This is a genomic window from Burkholderia alba (genome assembly GCF_034721475.1).
Lineage (GTDB): Bacteria > Pseudomonadota > Gammaproteobacteria > Burkholderiales > Burkholderiaceae > Burkholderia > Burkholderia alba.
Window position 1 is genome coordinate 40,851 of sequence record NZ_JAWJWL010000009.1, and the last position, 18,034, is coordinate 58,884.

An 18,034-nucleotide genomic window follows, 5' to 3' on the forward strand; every position below is an offset into this window, starting at 1 on the left:
GTCTCCACTTCATGAAAGCCCTGCCCCTCGTCGGCGGATTCCACGTCGGGCCGCTTTTCGAATTTCGAAAGACCCGTCCTGCGAAGGCGCCGGGTGGCAAGAAACGCAGCACCTTGCGCAGCCGGCACGAGCGACGTGCAACGCCGCCCTGGGCGGACCGCGATTCCATCGAAAGACTTCACGCTGAGGCGCGGAGACTCACGCGGGACACCGGCGAGCTGCACGTCGTCGATCACATCGTGCCGCTGCGCGGTAAGACCGTATCTGGACTGCACTGGCACGGAAACATGCGCGTCATCCACTGGCGCCCGAACGCAAGCAAGGGCGCGCTCGTGTGGCCGGACATGCCTTTCGAACAGATGGACCTGATATGACCAACAGCAAAGAGAGAAATCGAATTTTGGAATGGGCCAGGGGCTACTACGACGCCATTCACGGCGTTGCCCCATCGTCACTGACCATCGAATACCAGCTCGGCTATGCCGATGCCCGGCGAGGTTGACATGAGCGGTCTAAAAGTTTGGATCGGCGCCGCTGTCGCCGTCGCGATTTTCCTGATCTGGGGCTCGCAGGCGAATGAACGCGGCCAGAAGTTTGAAGTGCAGGCATCGGTTCACGGCTGAGTCCTGCTGATCGTGTTTTACCCCGCCGCACATGGCCCTCGGATAAGTGCGGCGGTCTTGGTGGGTGGCTTGGAAAGCACCCTTTTTTTTGGTTGTCTCAAGAGCGGATGTTCGGCGGTGGTCGGTGGGCTCGGCCACATCCCTACGCGGTTAAACGGTGTCTGCAAATCTCATGCTAAACGCTGCCTCATGCGAGCGTCGAGCATCCGCCCTTGAGATTTCCCCCTGGCGAGTGCCTACGGCGCTCTTGATGCTGGCGCCTGTACGGGCCAGCCTCTTTTTGGAACCTTCCATGCGACTGACTTCCTATCACCGCGACGCATTCGTCACGGCCGTCCTCGACGACGTGCCAATGGTCGACTACGACGAGCAATGCCGCGTACTCATGCAGAAATGGGCAATAGATCGGCTACCGCCAAAACTGCGCGCGATGTTCAAAGAGTTCGGCCACTTCTTCAAGACCGGGTACGTGTCCCCGCCGGGCGACCTGAGCAGCGTCTCGGTCGTGACCGCTGACAGCGGTTCCCACACTCGCGCCGCGATGACCTCTGATACCGATTTCTGGTCAGATCTATCTGATCTTGCGAAGGCGAAAAAAACACAGGCAGATGTCCGCCTCGGTATTCGCAATCGTGTCGTTTCCATCATCAACGCTTGTTCAACAGTTAAACAAGCACATGAACGTCTGCCCAAGTTCGCGAAATACCTTCCTGACGCAGACGCGCCAATCGACCGCACCGTGCCCGTCGTCGCGAACCTCGTAGCGGATCTGACCGCCGCCGGCTGGCCGAAAGCGGCGAAAGCACGTGCTCGACGCGAGGCTGCGTAACCCGTCCTCGATTTTCACTGAGCGGTGTTCGGATTCAAGGCAACGCAACTGCTTCATGCTGATTCACCACTCGCGTTCGAGCCCCGGCCAATGCGCCGACTGACCTACAGCCATGCCTGCTTATTACAACGAGATTGACCCGTATGCAGCTCAGTGGCTGCGCAACTTGATAGCCGCCGGGCACATCGCCCCTGGCGATGTCGACGAAAGGAGCATTGAGGATGTCCGACCTGATGACCTGCGAGCCTACGACCAGTGCCATTTCTTCGCCGGAATCGGCGTGTGGTCGCACGCACTTCGACGCGCCGGCTGGCCCGACGACCGTCCCGTGTGGACCGGCTCTTGCCCCTGCCAACCTTTCTCCGCGGCAGGCAAAGGAGCTGGGTTTGATGACAAGCGGCACTTGTGGCCTGACTGGTATTGGCTCATCGGCGAGTGCCGACCTCCAGTCATCTTTGGAGAGCAGGTTGCGAGCTCAGCTGTCGAGCCTTGGATCGACCTTGTACACGCTGACATGGAAGCGCTGGACTACCCCTTCGGGTGTGTCCCGTTTCCGTCTGCGGGCGTCGGTGCGCCGAACATCCGCGATCGAGCTTTCTGGATGGCCTACGCCAACGGCCTGCGAAGCAGGCGGAACGCCCGAACAGTTCATCGCGCGCAAGCTCAAGTCGATCGCGAAGGGTTCGCGGATGGGTGCCAGCTTGACGGATCTCGGACTCGTCGCGCAGCTCGCCGGTTGGCCGACGCCGACAGCAGCGCTCGCAGACAAGGGTGTGCGCTCGACGGAGGGAGGGATTCGCGAGGCGATGCGGTCGCACGGTCCCGATCTGGCAGCGATGGTCTGCCTGACGGCTTCGAGCGAATCGAGTCAGCCGGCCCGACTAACGGCTTCTGGCGAGCTGCTGACTGGCTCCTCTGCCGGGATGGAAAGTGGCGGCCAGTTGAGGCCAGAATTCAGCAGATGGTTGATGGGACTCCCCTCCGAATGGGACCTTTGCGCCCCGATCTCGAAACCAAAGTCGAGGAAGCGATAGATGAAGCGGCGATCAGACTACAAGACGAAGCCAGAGAGATTTTGCGAGCGCTGCGGCAAGCAGTTAATTCCCCGAGTCTATTCCAGTGGGGAGGAGGAGTACGGCATGTTCATGAAGCGCAGATTCTGCTCGCTTACCTGCTCGAACACACGAGGGAAACTCGGGGAAAGCAGGACGCAGCGGATGGTACAGGCCCGCGATCTCGCGCTGAAAGAGATGTGCGAATGCTGTGGCGGCAAACACAAGTTGGCGATCCATCACGTCAACGAAAACTGGCAGGACAACAGCATCGAGAATTTGCAAACACTTTGCGTCTACTGTCATCAGCAGTGGCACGGTTTGCATCGGAAGCTGGGTATCCCGGCATCTACGAGGATGCCCCCGCTAGTTTTCCTCTCGGAGAGTTTGGGACTTACGGTAGTTCACAAGATTCATTGGGGGAAGTTCGACCCAAGAACCGAGTGGGACGACTGCGCGCCTATGGCAACGCGATCAACGACGAAGCGGCGACGCAATTCATCCTCGCCGCGCAAGACATCCTGATCTACTGAGACCTACACCATGACCACCATCGACATCACCACGCTCACGAAGACCGAGCACAGCATCATCCTCTACGCCGAATCCTGCAGCGTTGAATACGGCGGCCTGCTCGAAGGCATGCGGATGAACGACGACGATCTGACGGCCCTCCGCAAGTTTGCGGACGCCGGCATTCTGGCCTTCGGGCGTGTTCCCGCCAAGCTGCTCGGGCCGCTTTCCGATTTCGGCGGGAAGCCGACGCACTGGATCACGTTCACGGACGAAGCATGGCAACTAGCGCACGCCCTGCGTCGCCAGCGCGCGGCTCGGGGCTCGGCGTCGCGCACGAAGGTCGATGAAGCGCTCGCCGAGCGCGCGACGGAGGCAGCATGACCACCGAAAATAGCCGCGCTGATGCGCTGACGGTTCAACAGCGCCAAGCGATCAATCTCGCGCGCAGCTTCATGCCGAACAACACGCGGGCTCGCGAAGAAGCGCATGCAGTTTTGGAGACGCTCGCCGCATCCCATGTCGAGCAACCCGCAGCAGCGCCGATCGGCCGTATCGACCGCATTCGCGTCGAGGTGCATGACATCCTCGCGAATTTCGGCCAGATGCCGCCGGAAGAAAACGAAACGTGGGAAAGCTGGTACACGGCTGCGTTTGACATGGCTGCCGAACAAATCATGAACGCCTTTGAGTCGACGACACCTGCTCATTGGTACGACGATGAGGCGATTCGATTCTTTGTCGAGCATCAACGGCATCGACAAGCTCTGCGGGCAAAGCCCGGAACCCAAGCCGCCCCCGCGCCGGTGGACGAACGGGCGGCGCAAGAACTTCTGCCCAGAGACCGGAAGTGGGTAACGGCAAATGCTGTCGGCTTCCTCGCGGAATACCGGAACTGCAAGGCATCGGAAACCGAAGAAGTGATGCAACAGTTCGTCGCCTACATCCAGGCCGCGCTACAAGATGCCGCAGCCCGCGCCGCATCTGCCAGTGAGACGGGGGCGGGGACGGAAGCGGCAGCATCGCACGCTGCGGAAGTATGCGCCCATCAATGGACATGGGTCGATGGTAAGTGCGCGGATTGTGGCGCGAGTACGCAACAACCTACGCCGACAACTGGTATGACGCTGAGCGAGCGGATCGCACATGTTGGCGGACGCGTCACGGATGGCGGAACCGTCGAGTTCGGTAGTGCAATGGCTGTCGATGCGCTGATCAAACACGTACTCCGAGACTCCCGCTCGCCCGCTATGGCGGCGAACGAACTGCCGCACTGGTTCGATATGTTCCTGACGAACGTGTGCGAGATCAGTGACCGAAACAGCCCCGAGGGCGAGCCAGACGCGATCGTCGCGACGCTCGACGAGCTGCGCAACTGCGCGCTGAACGCGATCGAGCAATGCGTTTCCTATGCCGTACCCGTGCCCGCGCAGGCCGACGCACCGGCAGAGGCGCGCACGACGTGCATGTGCAGCGGGCTCGGGCCGTGTGAGAAGCGCACGGATGGGATCTGCCGTCTCAGCGCCCCCGCTGATGCAGGGGAGGTGGCGATCGGCTTCCGCAGGAGAATTCCGGGCTTTGCCTGGGTGCCGTGGCTGACCGACGACCAAGACACTATCCGCCAAGCGCTTGCAGACGCGCGTTCGATCGGCTTCGACGCGGGCGAACTGTATGCCGCCCCGCCCACCGCGAAAGTGCCGAGCCTGACCGACGAACAGCGCAAGGGCGTTGAGTTCGCGCTCGGACTTGCTGAGTCGTTGACTGTACGCGACGACAAGCTCGCTGCGTCGCTCCGCACCCTTCTCCAGGGAGACAGCAAATGAGCAGAAGCGGATATAGCGACGATTGCGGCGGCTGGCCGTTGATTTGCTGGCGTGGCGCAGTCAACGCAGCAATCAAGGGCGCACGCGGACAAGCGTTCCTGCGTGAACTTGCGGCCGCTCTCGATGCCATGCCGGAAAAACGGCTTATCGCCAACGAACTTCGGTCGACAGACGGCGAGTTCTGCACGCTCGGTGTACTCGGTGCTGCGCGCGGCATCGAAATGTCGAAGCTCGATCCTGGCGACAGAGATTCGGTCGGTGCGGCCTTCGACATCGCGCCAGCCCTAGCCGCCGAGATTGTTTTCGAGAACGACGAAGCATGTTGGTACGACTACGACGAGAAGCCGGAGGCCCGCTGGCAGCGCATGCGCGCGTGGGTCGAATTGAATTTGAAGGGTGAAGACCATGCCTGAAATCAACAACACGCCGACGCACGAAAACGACATCCCGATCGAGTGCTCGAAGGTTCGTAAATGCGGCTGGAAAGGCATGCACTCCGACCTTGCGGATGGCGGCCCGGCAAAGGGCTATTCCGCGAAGCTCTGCATCAAACAGATGGTTTGTCCGAAGTGCGGCTGCAACACCTATTACAAGCGCGAAGTGATCATCGGAGCCGACCATGACTAGTAAGCTGACTGACGAACAGCGGTCGCTGATTAACCGCGCCGCAAACATCTGCCAAGTCGCGGAGTATCGCGACACTGCCAACCAATTGCGCGCTCTTCTCACCAGTCGGCCGGAGCCGCGCGCTGGAGACTGGCTCCAGTCTGGCGGACTGCTCTACCGTCTCACCGACAATCAGGTTCCGACGAACCGAGACGAGATCAAAGTCACGGTGGCCGAGGGCTCGCGTGACGATCGAGCGCTCGCATGCCGCGCAGCGGAAATCAGGGAATGGCTCAACGGAGAGCCGCGCGCCGAGGTGACGGACGACAAGCAAGGCAAGACGAATGCGCTCGTGCCAATTGATCCGACACCCGCGATGCTCGACCGTGCAGTTGCCTTCGCGCTGAACGTGAAGATCGGCGGCGAATACCGGTGGACAAACTACATGGTCGACCTGTGGTCGAGCTTTCTTGCGGACGCCCCGCAGTTGGATGTTCGAGAGAGACTGACGGACGAACAGCGAAAGGCAATCCAGAACGCGATCGACTGGTGCTATGCGATGGCATTCGAAGCCGACGAGCAAGCACTCCGCACCCTTCTCGCGACCCGCACTTAAAGAATAAACAATCTACGCAAAGGAATTTTTCATGAAATATTTCGTACTCCATATCTGTTTTATCGCTGCGATGTTCGCGACACCTTCGTTGTCCGCAGCTCAATCCACCTGCCCGCCTACCGGAAATTGTTCTAGTCAGAACATGGGCGACACGACGAGTCAAGCAAACAACAATCAGAACCATGCCGATCAGGTTGGCAGCACGGCGAACAACACGGTAGCGGGCGTCGGCATCACGGGTCGTAACGATCTACAGCAATCCAACAACGCCGCTAACAATTCGCTGAACGCTGCCGGCGGTGGTGGTGGCTCCGCGAATTCGATCGGCAACACGTCGAACAACGACAACCGCTCAAGTGTTGGAAACACTAGCTCGAACTCCGGCGGCAATACCCTGAGTAACGGCAATAACGGCAACGGAAACGGCTCGAACAACACCACGACCGCCAGTGGTGGCGCCGGCGGTTCCGCGTCGCAGGCCGCGAGCAGCGGCTCAAAATCCGGTGCGCAGAACGGACAAAACATCGGCACGGGAAACACCAGCGTCCAGGCCAACACCACAAGCAGTTACAAGGCGATCTACATTCCACCCGTCGTCCCGCCGACACCCGCATCGCAACTCGCAGTTGGGAACATCGTCAAAGAGACGTTGGCGTGCGGCCCGATTGTTAGAAAGCGGTCGATGCCAGTCAAGGGGACGTATTTCGGACTGTTCCTGAACTCGCAGATCGAGCAAGGCCACGATGACCTGATTGAGCCCCTTCTCGACCAGAATGGGAACGAGACGTACCGCGACGTACCCATCAGCGACGAACGCGGCACAGGCTTTCATCGGTACGGCTCGCAAGTCGTGATGTTCACGGCCATTGTTGGCCTCGCTGGCGCGCGCAACATCGCGATCGGCGGCGGTGGGTCCGAGGGTGCTTGGGGCCAAGGCGGCGGCGGCTCGTCAGGTTCGATTCAGCAGATGGTGACGACTGTTCAGATTGTCCCGTGCGATATGGGAACGTACATCACGCCCGTCATCGCACCTCTCGTTCGGGTGCATGGATGACCGACATCATTATCCATCTGGCCTCTGCGGTCATCTGCTTCTCCGGTAGCTGCTATCCCGCGCTGGTCGGCCCGAAAACTCCCATAGGCGAGTTTCAAGCCCAACCTCGGCAGGTGGCTGCACCGGGGTATGGCGGCGATGTGCTCGCGTTCGCGGAGGACAGCTCCGGCGTGTTTGCGATTCACCGTGTATGGCTTCGCCAGCCCGCCGAGCGCCGCTACTACCGCCTGACCCGAGGATCTGTTTCCGAGCGCCGGAGCATCACAAACGGTTGCGTCAACGTCATGCCGGACGTCTATAGCCGACTCGTGGACTGTTGTTCGCGGGCCCGTGTTGTCGTTGTTCGATAAACCAGACCAAATTCGATTCGAGCTACGTGGCTCGATTACAATGCCGACGAAAAAGCAGCGCGCCTCATCGGCAACAAACGAGGAGAGGTAAAATGGAGTCCTTGACCTTGACCGAGCGGGAAATTGTCGAGGCCACCGGATACCGGCAGCCATATAGACAACTGCAAGCGTTGCAGAGCGCGGGCATCCCAGCAGATCGCCGCCCCGATGGCAGTGTGCGAGTCTGGCGACATCATCTGACTGGCCGCCCGAGTGCGGAGCGCAAATTGCACCGGGAGCGCCCGCGACTTACATCAGACATGAAGGTGGCCTGACATGATCGGTCGACGCAAGACCCCATCCTACCTACCCGCCCGTGTATATGAAAAGCACGGTTCATGGTGGTTCGTCGATAAAGATAGAAAGTGGCACAAACTTTGCCGAATCAACGACGGAATTGCGCGGCTATATGAAGTGCTCGCTCAATTTACCAAAGACGGTGATAAGAGTGGCTTATCTGCCGACACTATGCCAGCGCTTGTGGATGACTGGGTAAGCAGTCGCCTGAATGGTTACACGTCGAAGACGCGGGGCCAGTATATTCGTATGGCAGCCTTTATCAAATCCGAGTTTGGCCCGCAATGGATGATCGAGGATGTGCGCCCTGCCGATGTCGCTCGTTTTTTGGACAAACATTTTTCGTCAAAGCCGAACACATCGAACAAATACAAAGCGCTATTCTCCCTGATTTTTTCGCACGCGATTCGCAAGGGGCTTCGAGACCGCAATCCGGCGCGAGAACTTTCTGGCGCGAAGGAGCAGAAGCGAGACCGCTACATCACCGATGACGAATTTAATGCAGTCCGAATTGCTGCAATGTATGACGGGCACAGGCGCCCCGCAGCGTCCGGTGCCGCACTAGTTTGCTTGTTGGACCTCGCATATCAGACGGCCCAGCGCTTTGGCGATCTTTTGGCATTGAATTGGCAGGATGTTTCCGAGGATGGAATCTATTTTCGCCCCAGCAAGACAGTGAACAGTAGCGGCATCAAACTTCTGATTGAGATGAACCCTGAGTTGAAGGCAACGCTGGATGCAGCGAAGTCTGGAAAAGTGAAGGCCATCGGACCGGTAATCTGCACTAGAACGGGCGGCCGCTATAGTTATTTTGGGGCGCAAACAGCATGGAAGCGGACGGTTGCGCGCGCCAGGAAGTGGTATGAGCAAGATTGCGCCAGAGCCACGCCACCCGTCGCGCCAGATCCAGCCTTTCTCGCGGGCATGCATTTCCACGACTTGCGGGCCAAAGCATTAACTGATAAGCGGCGCATCGACGGGGCGGACGCTGCGCAAGCGTTGGCCGGTCATACAACCGCCGAAATGACTGCGCACTACACCAAGGCTCGTGAAGTCGAACGTGTTTCGCCCGTCCCGATTCGACGCGCAAGTTAGACACTCGCTCTCAAGTTAGACAGGTTGACGCTGCGAAAACCCTCGAAAACCTTACCAGTTAAGGCTTTCGAGGATCGTGAAAATATAGAGCAGCCGCAGGCGATGCAGCTGCGCTATCTGCAGACCCTCACGACGATCGCGGCGGACAAGAATTCGACGATCGTGTTTCCGCTGCCGATCGATCTGGTCAGCGCGGTGCTGGAGCGCTTCGGCCGGCCGCCGCAGGGGTGACGCGGGCCGCAGCCGGGCATCCCCCGCCCGGCACGCCGTTCGCGCCGACGCGCCGACGCTCGCCGCCGGCCATCGCCGCGCCCATGTTGCCGCCCCAATTCCGGATTAGGAGAAACACTCATCACGAAAGACTGGCGTGTCGCGCTGACTCGTATAAGATATTTACATCAATCAATGTAACAGTTAAAGCTGACTGGTTGTGACGGGCCGGACGAGCCCGCCCCATCCGGACCGGCCGCGACCAGGAGACGACGCCCCATGGCCGAGCACCCGCTACCCGAAGTCCACCTCGAAGAGCTGGCGCAATTCCGCGCCGTCCAGCAGCTTGCGTACCGCTGCGTGGAAACCGTAGGCGGGATGCTGTATCCCGGCATCACCGAAAAGGACGCGGCGCGCCTGATGATCGAATGGGCGCAGGACCACGGCGTGCGCGACTGGCTGCACAAGCCGTTCGCGTGGTTCGGCGACCGTACCGCGTTCGACGGTTTCGACGGCCTGCGGCACATGGGCGGCTTCAATCTCGCATTCTTCCCGAGCGCGCGCCGTCTCGAGCCCGACATGCCGGTGATTCTCGACGTCGCGCCGGTCGTCGACGGGGTGGTGGCGGACGTGGGCTACGCGCTCTGCGTCGGCCACAACCCGATTCTCGACCAGTTGCAGGACGACCTGATCGCGCACCGGGAGCTGATCGTGCGGCTCGTCAGGGAACGCCGCACGCTGGCCGACGTCGCGCGGGAGGTGGACGCGCTCTGCAAGCGCCAGGGGGTGGCGCCGCGTCACAAGGCCTATCCGTTCAAGGTGCTCGCGCACCGCGTGGCGAAACTGCATGGCGCCGCGAAGCCGCGCTTCGTCGCGCGCTTCGGTCTCAACTCGACCCGCAACCTGATGCTCGATCAGGTGCGCGCGGGCAAGCAGCAGGGCTGGTCGCCGCTCTGGTCGATCGACGCGCGCTCCGCGCACGCGCCGACGCCCGGCTTGTGGGCGGTCGAGCCGCACCTCGGGTTCGCGGGCGTCGGCGCGAAGTTCGAGGAGCTGCTCGTCATCACCGACGACGACGCGTACTGGCTCGACGACGACCTGCCGCACGTGCGGCGCTGGAATCAACGCCAGGCAGCCGCGCACGACGCGCACGAACAGGTCGCTTGACGCCGCGACCCACGCCTTCGCCATCCCTTTTCTTCGAGCCGATCCACGACGATGCAGCCCCTCTCCGACGAAGCGCCGCTCGCGCTGTTCGAATCGGTCCATACCGAAACCGCCGTGACGTCCGGCGACGTCACGCTCGCCGTCAAGACCTGGGGCGACCCCGCGCATCCGGCCGTCGTGCTGGTGCACGGCTACCCGGACAACAGCAGCGTCTGGCACGCCGTCGCGCCGCTGCTGGCGAAGCATCACTACGTGATCGCGTACGACGTGCGGGGCGCCGGTCTGTCCAGCGCCCCGCCGCGCACGTCGGACTACCGGCTGGCGCGGCTCGTCGACGATTTCAGCGCCGTCATCGATACCTTCAGTCCCGAGCGCGCCGTGCACGTGATCGCGCACGACTGGGGGTCGATCCAGGCCTGGGAATGCGTCACCGAGCCGCGGCTCGCCGGGCGCATCGCGTCCTACACGTCGTGCGCGGGGCCCTGCCTCGATCATGTCGGCTACTGGCTGCGCCACCAGCTGACGCATCCGTCGCCGGCGTCGTTCGGCCGGCTCGGCGGCCAGCTGCTGCGCTCGTGGTACGTGTACTTCTTCCACCTGCCGCTGCTGCCCGAGCTGAGCTGGCGCCTGTGGCTCGGCCGCGCGTGGCCGCGCCTGCTGCGCAGCATCGAACGGACCGCGCTGACGCCGCGCCCGACCCAGGCCGACGACGGCGCGCGCGGCGTGCGGCTTTACCGCGCGAATTTCATCCGCTGCCTGTTCGCGCCGCGCGAACGTTACGCGCAGGCGCCGGTGCAGGTGATCGTGCCGCTGCGCGACAAGTACGTGAGCCCGGCGCTGTCGGAAGACCTGTCGCGCTGGGTGCCGCGCTATTACCGCCGCACGGTCGCCGCGCGGCACTGGCTGCCGATCGCGGATCCCGATCGCTTCGCCGCGCTCGCGCACGAACTGATCGACGCGGTCGATACCGGCGTCGAGCCGCCCGCGCTTGCGCGCGCACGCCGGCGCGCCGGCACCGGCCCGTTCAGCGGCAAGCTCGCGGTGATCACCGGCGCGGGCAGCGGCATCGGCCGCAGCGCCGCCGTCGAATTCGCGAAGCAGGGGGCGGCGGTGGTCGCCGTCGACATCGACCCGGCCAGCGCCGAACGCACCGCGCTGCTCGTGCGCCTGCTGGGCGTCGACGCCTACGCGCGGGGCGTCGACGTCGGCGCCCCGGAGGCGATGGAAAGCCTCGTCGACTGGGTCGGCACCGAACTCGGCGGCGCGGACATCGTGATCAACAACGCCGGCATCGGCATGGCGGGCGGCATCCTGGACACTACCGCCGCGCACTGGGAGCGGATCCTGCACGTCAACGTGTGGGGCGTGATCCACGGTTCCCGGCTGTTCGCGAAGCAGATGGCCGCGCGCGGCACCGGCGGGCATATCGTCAACACCGCGTCGGCCGCGGCGTTCGGCCCGGCGCGCGACCTGCCCGCCTATGCGACGACCAAGGCGGCCGTGCTGATGCTGAGCGAGTGCATGCGCGCGGAACTGGCCGACCACGGCATCGGCGTCACCGCGGTGTGCCCCGGCTTCGCCGAGACCGGCATCATGGCCGCGACGCAATACGCGGGCGCGAGCGCCCAGGACGAGGCGCGGCTGCGCCAGCGCGCGACGAAGCTCTACCAGATGCGCGGGCTGAAACCCGAGACCGTCGCGAAGGCGATGACGGACGCCGTGCTGCGCAACCGGCCGCTCGTGTCGGTCGGTGCGGAAGCGCATGCGATGCGCTTCGTCGGCCGCTTCGCGCCGTGGCTCGGACGGCTGATCGCGCGCATCAACATGGCATCGCATTGAGCGGCGGCCAGGACATCCACGGAGACACCCATGACCGCACCCGACGCCCCTCACCTGATCAAGGCACGCCACGTCAAGTTCGACTTCAGCGCGACGCCGATCCAGTGGATCCCCGGCGATCCGGAAAGCACGCACGTCATCAACACGCTGAACCTGCTGTTTCCCGAAGGGGAGCTGTGGTTCTGCCGGGTCTACAACAAGGCGCTGCCGCTCATCGGCGACCCGGCGCTGCGCGCCGACGCGGAAGGCTTCCTGCGCCAGGAAGCCGTGCACTCCCGCTCGCACGGCGGCGTGCTCAAGCACTACTACGAGAAGCACGGCATCGACACCCAGCCCTTCACGAAGCGGCTGAACTGGCTGTTCGGCAAGGTGCTCGGCGAACAGCCGCTCGGCCTCAAGATCGGACAGACCCGTTACTGGCTGCGCCAGCAGCTCGCGGTGATCGCTTCGCTCGAACACTTCTTCGGCTATCTCGGCAACTGGGTGCTGAACGCGCGCGCACTCGACGACGCGCACGCCGATCCGACGATGGTCGACCTGCTGCGCTGGCACGGCGCGGAAGAAGTCGAGCATCGCACGGTGGCGTTCGACATCTACCGGCACATGGGCGGCAATTATGCCGAGCGCTCGCTGCACATGTTCTTCGTGATCCTGCTGCTGCTCTACTTCGTCGCGACGGGCGCCCGGTTCATGTACCAACGCGATCCGGAAGCCGGCCGCTATCCCGGCTTCATTCTGGCGTGGTGGCGCGGCTCGCGGCGCGGGCATCTGCCGTCGTTCTGGAAGATGCTCGCGGCGGCGCTGCGCTACTTTCTGCCGGGCTACACGCCCCACAACGAAGGCTCGACCGAGCAGGCGCTCGCCTATCTCGCCCGTTCGCCCGCCGCGCAGGCGGCCGCGCACGGCGGAAACTGGGGCGCGCCGAAAACGACGCCGTGATCGTCGTTGGGCCGGCGGCGGCGAGAGACTTGCCGACGGCCCCGTCCCGCGCATCGCCCCGCACCGCCGTTTCCGCGATTCGCGTCAATTCCGCGACGCAACATCCGGCAAGCCCGCCGCGCTCTCCGCTCGCTTCGAGCATCCTCGCCTAATCGTTCGCATTCCTGCATTAACGGTCGATGGAAGATGTGCTGGCGAATCGCACCGCCGTTCGTCGCGCGGATACGCGAAACAGCGGACATCCCCGGACACGCCCGCCCTCTCCCCCCGCCTATCGCCGTCATATCGATTTTCAATTGGCATATCGTCTGACGATCTCTTGTAATGCAGACGGTCCCCACCCCGATCGTCATCAAGGAGTCCCCGCCCCATGTCCAAAGCCGCGAATCGATTGCTTCAGGGTCTGGTTGCCGCAGCCTGCGCCGCCGTCGCCGCATCATCCTACGGAGCCGACCTCACGCGCGACAACGGCTCGCCCGTCGGCGACAACCAGAATTCTCAGACGGCCGGCCCCGCCGGGCCGGTCCTGCTGCAGGACTCGCACCTGATCGAGAAGCTGCAGCGCTTCGATCGCGAGCGCATCCCCGAGCGCGTCGTGCATGCGCGCGGCACCGGCGCGTTCGGCGAATTCGTACCGAGCGCCGACATCTCCGATCTCACCGTCGCGAAGGTCTTCACCCCCGGCACCAAAACGCCGGTGTTCGTGCGCTTCTCCACCGTGATGGGCTATCGCGGCTCGCCGGAACAGGCACGCGATCCGCGCGGTTTCGCGGTCAAGTTCTACACCGAGCAGGGCAACTGGGATCTGGTCGGCATCAACTGGCCGATCTTCTTCATCCGCGACGCGATCAAGTTCCCCGACTTCGTGCACGCGAACAAGCCGAGCGCCGTCACCGGCGTGCAGGATCCGAATCTCGCATTCGACTTCTTCGCGCACACGCCCGAAGCGACGAACATGCTCACGCACCTGTACACCAACGAAGGGATGCCCAACTCGTACCGGCACATGGACGGCTTCGGCGTGCACGCGTTCAAGTTCGTCAACGCGGCCGGCCAGGTGCACTACGTGAAGCTGCACTGGAAGAGCCTGCAGGGTATCCAGGGCATTCGCCCGCAAGACATCCCCGGCTCGATCGGCGCGGACTGGAACCTGATGACGAACGATCTGTACGGCGCGCTGAAGGCCGGCAACCTGCCGAAATGGGACCTGTACATTCAGGTGCTCGCACCCGAGGATCTGGACAAGTTCGACTACGATCCGCTCGACGACACGAAGATCTGGACCGGCATCCCCGAGCGCAAGATCGGGACGCTCACGCTCGACCGCGTACCGGACAATTACTTCGAGACCACCGAGGAATCGGCGTTCGCGCCGTCGAGGATGGTGCCGGGCATCGAACCGTCGGAGGACCGGATGCTGCAGGGGCGGATGTTCTCGTATGCGGACACGCAGATGTACCGGCTCGGCGCGAACTTCAGCCAGTTGCCGATCAACCGCGCGCGCGTGCCGGTCGTCAGCAACAACCAGGACGGCGCGATGAATGCGGGCGCCCGCCAGGGCGAGGTGAACTACGAACCGTCGACGCTGAACGAACTCGCGCAGAATCCGCGCTACAAGTACGTGCAAACGCCGTTGAGCGGCACCACGCAGCAGGCCGCGATCCACAAGACGCTGAACTTCCGGCAAGCGGGCGAGTACTACCGATCGCTGTCCGCGCAGGACCGGCGGGATCTCGTGACGGCACTGTCCGCGGATCTCGGCCGCGTGACCAACGATGCCAACAAGTACACGATGCTGTCGTACTTCTACAAGGCCGACGCGGATTACGGCACGCGCCTCGCGAAGGCGACGCGCGCCGATCCGTCGCGCGTGAAGGCGCTCGCGGATCAGCTCATCGAGCACTGATCGCCGTACGCGGGGGATGCCGCGGCGCGGCATCCCGTCTTTTCCCTGCATCGACGGAACCTGCCCGTCTCCCGACCGCGATGAACCCCTTTCGAACCGCTCCGCTGCGCGCGTTCCGCGCGGCTCTGCTGGCCGCCGCGCTCGTCACGGCGGGTTGCGCGCACACCGCGCTGCCGCCCGCCGCCGCGATTCGCGCCGAGCCGAACCCGAATCCGCGTCAATACGACGACTCGTGGTTCGCCGCCGCGCGCCTGGGCCGCGTCGACATCCTGCAGGCGCTCGTCGACGCGCGCTATCCGATCGACGCGGGCACGCGCGAAGGCTACACCGCGCTGATTCTCGCCACGTACCGCAACCACGCCGATGCGCTCGACTATCTGCTGCGAGCAGGCGCCGATCCGTGCATCGGCGACCGTCACGGCAACACCGCGCTGATGGGCGCGATCTTCAAGGGCGAGACCGCGCTCGCGAAACGGCTGATGGCCACCCGATGCCCGATCGACCAGACCAACAACGCGGGCGAAACCGCGCTCTCGTTCGCCGCGATGTTCGGACGCCTCGATCTGCTGCCGGCGCTGGTCGCGCGCGGCGCCGATCCGGATCACGTCGACGCGCTCGGCCGGACCGCGCTGCAGACCGCGCTGATGCAGGGCAACCCCGACGCCGTCGCCGCGCTGGAGCGGCTCGGCGCCGCCCCGAATGCCGACCAGACCCTGCGGATGCGGCCGTGATGCGCGGCCGCGACGCGCACCGTCCGGCCGAAAGATTTCCGTTGACAAGCGTATGCGGCACCGACACACTCGTCGGCATGGATACGCACCCACTCATCGCAGCCGCGATCACTCACCGCCCAATGAATGCACGAGCTGCATCGTCGGGGAGGTGTGTGCGTTAGTCATTCGCAGTATTGAACGTCACAAGGCCCCGCCGGAACCGGTTGGGGCTTTTTTCATTGGGCAATCGCTCCATCCGCCGGCTCTACTCAAGGAGAAGACGATGGACCAGGCAAGCCGGATGTTCGTGCGGTGCGACGCACGCGATGCGATTCAACTGCCCCGTGTCGAGATTCATTTCGCCGTGGAGCCGGGCGCCACGCTGACCTGGCGCGCCCCCAGCCGCGCGGAGATCCGCACCTGCGGCTCGCGCGTCTGGCTGACCCGCTCGAACAGCGTCGACGACTACTGGATGCAGCCGGGCGACGTCGTGCGCCTGCGGCGCGGCGAGCGCATCTGGCTCAGCACCGACGGCCCCGGGACGGCCGAGGCGTCGATCACGACCGCCTACACACGCCGCCGCAATACGCTCCTCGGCTGGTTCTCGCGCCTGCGCGGTTTCGCGGCGGATCTTGCCGCGCGGCGTACCGGATAGCGTGCGGCCCATGAAGCGGGGGACGGCGGCCGCCACACGTGGCCGCCGTGCCCCGCATCGTCGCGCCGGAAGCGGACCGCCGCGGCTCTCGCCTTGCCGGTACGATGCGATTCGATTGCGCCGCGTTCCACGCGGCAGCCGGCCGCGGGGGGGGGGGGGCCGGGGGCCGCCACCGGTGGCCGCCGTCCCCCGCATCGTCGCGACGGAAGCGGACCGCCGCGCCTCTCGCCTTGCCGATACGATGCGATTCGATTGCGCCGCGTTCCACGCGGCAGCCGGCCGCGGCGATGCGTGCGCCTGTCGCATCGCCGCCTCGCCTGGCCGACATGCCCGGCTCCGATTCAACACAACGCTTCGTCAGCCGGCACCGCGCGCGACGGGCCGCGCGTCGCTTGCCGCAAATACGCGAGCGCGTCGTCCATCGCCAGCGTGTGCTGTTCGCCGTTGCGCAACCGCAGCGAGACCGCGCCCGCCTCCTTGCGGCCCACGACCGCGACGATCGGCGCACCCAGCGCCCGCGCGTCGACGATCTTGCGCGGCAGGCGCTCCGCGCGAAAATCGCGCGCCACCCGGCAGCCGCTCGCCTCGAACGCGTGCGCCGCGCGCCCGGCGAACCGCTGCGCATCCGGCGCGACGTTCGCCACGACGATCTGGTCCGGCGCGAGCCATGCGGGCAGCCCGCCCTCGTAGTGCTCGAGCAGGATACCGATGAACCGTTCGAGACTGCCGAGCACCGCGTGATGAATCATCACGGGCGTTCTTCGCCCGCCGTCGTCGGCCACGCAGGTTGCGCCGAACCCGTGCGCGCGCAACGCCGGCGTGCCGTGTACCGACGCCTTGATCCCTGCTCGATGAGGTGAACCCCCGGCGCGGAATGCGTGGCCACCCGCTTGCGGATGGCGAATAATCCCCCGGCTGATTCGATGAAGAAATGCTGCTGCGCCTGTCGCTCCTGCCCGCCGGGCATCCGTTGCACACCCATGCGCCGCGAGGCGGGCGTACCGGTCCCGGGGCAACCGCCGCCGCGATCATCCGTCCGGCTCAGACCGAGCGCTGCCTTTGCGAAGGCGCTGCGCGCGAATTCAGGCCGATGCGGACGATCGCGCGCCGTGGCCGTGTCCGGCAACAGTGCGTGTATCGCGATGAAACACCATGAAGCCCGCGAGGCGGGTGCCCTGCGGACGACGATCGATGATGAACCTGCCGCGGCGCTCCTGTGCCGCACGCGGGTGAACAAAGGTACCGCTCATTGCACCGAGCTTCACGTGCTGGCCGCGAGACGCGGGCCTCCGGTACCGCGCGCCGCCGAGGCGGGCTCGAACTCGGTCTTTTGCACCTGCGCCGTCACCCAGGGCTCGATGCCTTGCTTCTGCACTTCTTCGAGAAACGATACGCGCGTGCGCCAGTAATCGGCCTGCAGCTTGGCGTCGATCACGCGCTGCTCGGCGGTGAACAACTCCATGCGCGCGGTCACCAGCATCGACGCGGCGGTCTTCTCCGGGGTGGGGGCGTGCCGCAAAGCCCAACGACTGATCCAGTTCAACATGCTTACCTCCGTATCAACGGATGAAATCGCATGGGGCATCCGGCCACTACCGCCCCAGCGCGCTACGACAATCGCGGAACACGTCGGCTGCTGCGCCTGCACGCCTCGCGGTCCGTCCGCGAGACATCGGCCGACGTCTGGCGCGACCACTACTACATCCTA

General features: G+C 64.1%; 23 protein-coding genes and 2 pseudogenes. 23 read left to right on the plus strand and 2 right to left on the minus strand.

Annotated features, from left to right (window positions below):
• Nucleotides 1-11 precede the first annotated feature (11 nt).
• The 22 genes and pseudogenes from RZR99_RS12165 to RZR99_RS12270 all read left to right on the plus strand — a co-directional run bounded on the left by RZR99_RS12165 (nucleotide 12) and on the right by RZR99_RS12270 (nucleotide 16,326).
• On the plus strand, nucleotides 12-374 hold the full coding sequence (locus RZR99_RS12165) for a hypothetical protein (RefSeq protein ID WP_323120016.1): 363 nt from the start codon (nucleotides 12-14) through the stop codon (nucleotides 372-374).
• Complete coding sequence (locus RZR99_RS12170; protein ID WP_323120017.1) at nucleotides 371-502, plus strand: hypothetical protein; 132 nt, start codon at nucleotides 371-373, stop codon at nucleotides 500-502. Before RZR99_RS12165 ends, RZR99_RS12170 begins: the two co-directional genes overlap by 4 nt.
• Nucleotides 486-623, plus strand: coding sequence for a hypothetical protein (locus RZR99_RS12175; protein WP_323120018.1), 138 nt, complete (start codon nucleotides 486-488; stop codon nucleotides 621-623). The genes RZR99_RS12170 and RZR99_RS12175 overlap by 17 nt, the downstream gene beginning before the upstream one ends.
• A 292-nt stretch (nucleotides 624-915) precedes the next feature.
• Complete coding sequence (locus tag RZR99_RS12180; RefSeq protein WP_323120019.1) at nucleotides 916-1,452, plus strand: Nmad5 family putative nucleotide modification protein; 537 nt, start codon at nucleotides 916-918, stop codon at nucleotides 1,450-1,452.
• Between the two features lie 112 nt (nucleotides 1,453-1,564).
• Nucleotides 1,565-2,023: pseudogene (locus tag RZR99_RS12185) on the plus strand (DNA cytosine methyltransferase); the annotation flags it as partial.
• A gap of 423 nt (nucleotides 2,024-2,446) precedes the next feature.
• On the plus strand, nucleotides 2,447-3,037 hold the full coding sequence (locus RZR99_RS12190) for a hypothetical protein (protein WP_323120200.1): 591 nt from the start codon (nucleotides 2,447-2,449) through the stop codon (nucleotides 3,035-3,037).
• 10 nt (nucleotides 3,038-3,047) lie between these two features.
• Complete coding sequence (locus RZR99_RS12195; protein ID WP_323120020.1) at nucleotides 3,048-3,401, plus strand: hypothetical protein; 354 nt, start codon at nucleotides 3,048-3,050, stop codon at nucleotides 3,399-3,401.
• Nucleotides 3,398-4,840 (plus strand): hypothetical protein, encoded by a 1,443-nt coding sequence (locus RZR99_RS12200; RefSeq protein ID WP_323120021.1) that lies wholly within the window; start codon nucleotides 3,398-3,400, stop codon nucleotides 4,838-4,840. The genes RZR99_RS12195 and RZR99_RS12200 overlap by 4 nt, the downstream gene beginning before the upstream one ends.
• The gene (locus RZR99_RS12205) at nucleotides 4,837-5,253 is read left to right on the plus strand and encodes a CXXC motif containing zinc binding protein (RefSeq protein WP_323120022.1); all 417 of its coding nucleotides are present in this window, start codon (nucleotides 4,837-4,839) and stop codon (nucleotides 5,251-5,253) included. Before RZR99_RS12200 ends, RZR99_RS12205 begins: the two co-directional genes overlap by 4 nt.
• Entirely contained in the window at nucleotides 5,246-5,467 is a 222-nt protein-coding gene (locus tag RZR99_RS12210; protein WP_323120023.1) for a hypothetical protein, read from the plus strand. The genes RZR99_RS12205 and RZR99_RS12210 overlap by 8 nt, the downstream gene beginning before the upstream one ends.
• Nucleotides 5,460-6,062 (plus strand): hypothetical protein, encoded by a 603-nt coding sequence (locus RZR99_RS12215; RefSeq protein ID WP_323120024.1) that lies wholly within the window; start codon nucleotides 5,460-5,462, stop codon nucleotides 6,060-6,062. Before RZR99_RS12210 ends, RZR99_RS12215 begins: the two co-directional genes overlap by 8 nt.
• Nucleotides 6,063-6,093: 31 nt before the next feature.
• Nucleotides 6,094-7,116, plus strand: coding sequence for a hypothetical protein (locus RZR99_RS12220; protein ID WP_323120025.1), 1,023 nt, complete (start codon nucleotides 6,094-6,096; stop codon nucleotides 7,114-7,116).
• Complete coding sequence (locus RZR99_RS12225) at nucleotides 7,113-7,466, plus strand: hypothetical protein (protein WP_323120026.1); 354 nt, start codon at nucleotides 7,113-7,115, stop codon at nucleotides 7,464-7,466. The genes RZR99_RS12220 and RZR99_RS12225 overlap by 4 nt, the downstream gene beginning before the upstream one ends.
• Before the next feature lie 92 nt (nucleotides 7,467-7,558).
• Nucleotides 7,559-7,780, plus strand: coding sequence for a DUF4224 domain-containing protein (locus RZR99_RS12230; protein ID WP_323120027.1), 222 nt, complete (start codon nucleotides 7,559-7,561; stop codon nucleotides 7,778-7,780).
• 1 nt (nucleotide 7,781) lies between these two features.
• Nucleotides 7,782-8,897 (plus strand): tyrosine-type recombinase/integrase, encoded by a 1,116-nt coding sequence (locus RZR99_RS12235; protein ID WP_323120028.1) that lies wholly within the window; start codon nucleotides 7,782-7,784, stop codon nucleotides 8,895-8,897.
• A 90-nt stretch (nucleotides 8,898-8,987) separates the two neighbouring features.
• Nucleotides 8,988-9,128 (plus strand): annotated as a pseudogene (locus RZR99_RS12240) (slipin family protein); the annotation flags it as partial.
• A 258-nt stretch (nucleotides 9,129-9,386) separates the two neighbouring features.
• Nucleotides 9,387-10,274 (plus strand): M24 family metallopeptidase, encoded by an 888-nt coding sequence (locus RZR99_RS12245; protein WP_323120029.1) that lies wholly within the window; start codon nucleotides 9,387-9,389, stop codon nucleotides 10,272-10,274.
• Nucleotides 10,275-10,325: 51 nt separating this feature from the next.
• Nucleotides 10,326-12,113: an SDR family oxidoreductase gene (locus RZR99_RS12250; protein WP_323120030.1), complete on the plus strand. Its 1,788-nt coding sequence runs from the start codon at nucleotides 10,326-10,328 to the stop codon at nucleotides 12,111-12,113.
• 30 nt (nucleotides 12,114-12,143) lie between these two features.
• Nucleotides 12,144-13,052 carry a metal-dependent hydrolase gene (locus RZR99_RS12255; RefSeq protein WP_323120031.1) on the plus strand — a complete coding sequence of 303 codons (909 nt, stop codon included), beginning with the start codon at nucleotides 12,144-12,146 and terminating at the stop codon, nucleotides 13,050-13,052.
• A 370-nt stretch (nucleotides 13,053-13,422) separates the two neighbouring features.
• Nucleotides 13,423-14,958, plus strand: coding sequence for a catalase (locus RZR99_RS12260; protein WP_323120032.1), 1,536 nt, complete (start codon nucleotides 13,423-13,425; stop codon nucleotides 14,956-14,958).
• An 80-nt stretch (nucleotides 14,959-15,038) separates the two neighbouring features.
• Nucleotides 15,039-15,689 (plus strand): ankyrin repeat domain-containing protein, encoded by a 651-nt coding sequence (locus RZR99_RS12265; protein ID WP_323120033.1) that lies wholly within the window; start codon nucleotides 15,039-15,041, stop codon nucleotides 15,687-15,689.
• Nucleotides 15,690-15,954: 265 nt separating this feature from the next.
• A complete protein-coding gene (locus RZR99_RS12270; RefSeq protein WP_323120034.1) occupies nucleotides 15,955-16,326 on the plus strand; it encodes a DUF2917 domain-containing protein in 372 nt (123 codons plus the stop codon).
• Nucleotides 16,327-16,667: 341 nt separating this feature from the next.
• Here RZR99_RS12270 and RZR99_RS12275 read toward each other — a convergent pair whose 3' ends face one another.
• Nucleotides 16,668-17,075: a His/Gly/Thr/Pro-type tRNA ligase C-terminal domain-containing protein gene (locus tag RZR99_RS12275; protein ID WP_323120191.1), complete on the minus strand. Its 408-nt coding sequence runs from the start codon at nucleotides 17,073-17,075 to the stop codon at nucleotides 16,668-16,670.
• 182 nt (nucleotides 17,076-17,257) lie between these two features.
• On the opposite strand from RZR99_RS12275, the gene RZR99_RS12280 reads away from it, so the two are divergent.
• The gene (locus RZR99_RS12280) at nucleotides 17,258-17,482 is read left to right on the plus strand and encodes a hypothetical protein (protein WP_323120035.1); all 225 of its coding nucleotides are present in this window, start codon (nucleotides 17,258-17,260) and stop codon (nucleotides 17,480-17,482) included.
• Between the two features lie 105 nt (nucleotides 17,483-17,587).
• Here RZR99_RS12280 and RZR99_RS12285 read toward each other — a convergent pair whose 3' ends face one another.
• On the minus strand, nucleotides 17,588-17,872 hold the full coding sequence (locus RZR99_RS12285) for a hypothetical protein (RefSeq protein ID WP_323120036.1): 285 nt from the start codon (nucleotides 17,870-17,872) through the stop codon (nucleotides 17,588-17,590).
• Between the last annotated feature and the right edge of the window lie 162 nt (nucleotides 17,873-18,034).

What these genes read in the sequence shown, in the direction of transcription:
- RZR99_RS12165 (WP_323120016.1), top strand. Translation starts at nt 12, where the DNA reads ATGAAAGCCCTGCCCCTCGTCGGCGGATTCCACGTCGGGCCGCTTTTC.
- RZR99_RS12170 (WP_323120017.1), top strand. Translation starts at nt 371, where the DNA reads ATGACCAACAGCAAAGAGAGAAATCGAATTTTGGAATGGGCCAGGGGC.
- RZR99_RS12175 (WP_323120018.1), top strand. Translation starts at nt 486, where the DNA reads ATGCCCGGCGAGGTTGACATGAGCGGTCTAAAAGTTTGGATCGGCGCC.
- RZR99_RS12180 (WP_323120019.1), top strand. Translation starts at nt 916, where the DNA reads ATGCGACTGACTTCCTATCACCGCGACGCATTCGTCACGGCCGTCCTC.
- RZR99_RS12195 (WP_323120020.1), top strand. Translation starts at nt 3,048, where the DNA reads ATGACCACCATCGACATCACCACGCTCACGAAGACCGAGCACAGCATC.
- RZR99_RS12200 (WP_323120021.1), top strand. Translation starts at nt 3,398, where the DNA reads ATGACCACCGAAAATAGCCGCGCTGATGCGCTGACGGTTCAACAGCGC.
- RZR99_RS12205 (WP_323120022.1), top strand. Translation starts at nt 4,837, where the DNA reads ATGAGCAGAAGCGGATATAGCGACGATTGCGGCGGCTGGCCGTTGATT.
- RZR99_RS12210 (WP_323120023.1), top strand. Translation starts at nt 5,246, where the DNA reads ATGCCTGAAATCAACAACACGCCGACGCACGAAAACGACATCCCGATC.
- RZR99_RS12215 (WP_323120024.1), top strand. Translation starts at nt 5,460, where the DNA reads ATGACTAGTAAGCTGACTGACGAACAGCGGTCGCTGATTAACCGCGCC.
- RZR99_RS12220 (WP_323120025.1), top strand. Translation starts at nt 6,094, where the DNA reads ATGAAATATTTCGTACTCCATATCTGTTTTATCGCTGCGATGTTCGCG.
- RZR99_RS12225 (WP_323120026.1), top strand. Translation starts at nt 7,113, where the DNA reads ATGACCGACATCATTATCCATCTGGCCTCTGCGGTCATCTGCTTCTCC.
- RZR99_RS12230 (WP_323120027.1), top strand. Translation starts at nt 7,559, where the DNA reads ATGGAGTCCTTGACCTTGACCGAGCGGGAAATTGTCGAGGCCACCGGA.
- RZR99_RS12235 (WP_323120028.1), top strand. Translation starts at nt 7,782, where the DNA reads ATGATCGGTCGACGCAAGACCCCATCCTACCTACCCGCCCGTGTATAT.
- RZR99_RS12245 (WP_323120029.1), top strand. Translation starts at nt 9,387, where the DNA reads ATGGCCGAGCACCCGCTACCCGAAGTCCACCTCGAAGAGCTGGCGCAA.
- RZR99_RS12250 (WP_323120030.1), top strand. Translation starts at nt 10,326, where the DNA reads ATGCAGCCCCTCTCCGACGAAGCGCCGCTCGCGCTGTTCGAATCGGTC.
- RZR99_RS12255 (WP_323120031.1), top strand. Translation starts at nt 12,144, where the DNA reads ATGACCGCACCCGACGCCCCTCACCTGATCAAGGCACGCCACGTCAAG.
- RZR99_RS12260 (WP_323120032.1), top strand. Translation starts at nt 13,423, where the DNA reads ATGTCCAAAGCCGCGAATCGATTGCTTCAGGGTCTGGTTGCCGCAGCC.
- RZR99_RS12265 (WP_323120033.1), top strand. Translation starts at nt 15,039, where the DNA reads ATGAACCCCTTTCGAACCGCTCCGCTGCGCGCGTTCCGCGCGGCTCTG.
- RZR99_RS12270 (WP_323120034.1), top strand. Translation starts at nt 15,955, where the DNA reads ATGGACCAGGCAAGCCGGATGTTCGTGCGGTGCGACGCACGCGATGCG.
- RZR99_RS12275 (WP_323120191.1), bottom strand. Translation starts at nt 17,075, where the DNA reads ATGATTCATCACGCGGTGCTCGGCAGTCTCGAACGGTTCATCGGTATC.
- RZR99_RS12280 (WP_323120035.1), top strand. Translation starts at nt 17,258, where the DNA reads ATGCTGCTGCGCCTGTCGCTCCTGCCCGCCGGGCATCCGTTGCACACC.
- RZR99_RS12285 (WP_323120036.1), bottom strand. Translation starts at nt 17,872, where the DNA reads ATGTTGAACTGGATCAGTCGTTGGGCTTTGCGGCACGCCCCCACCCCG.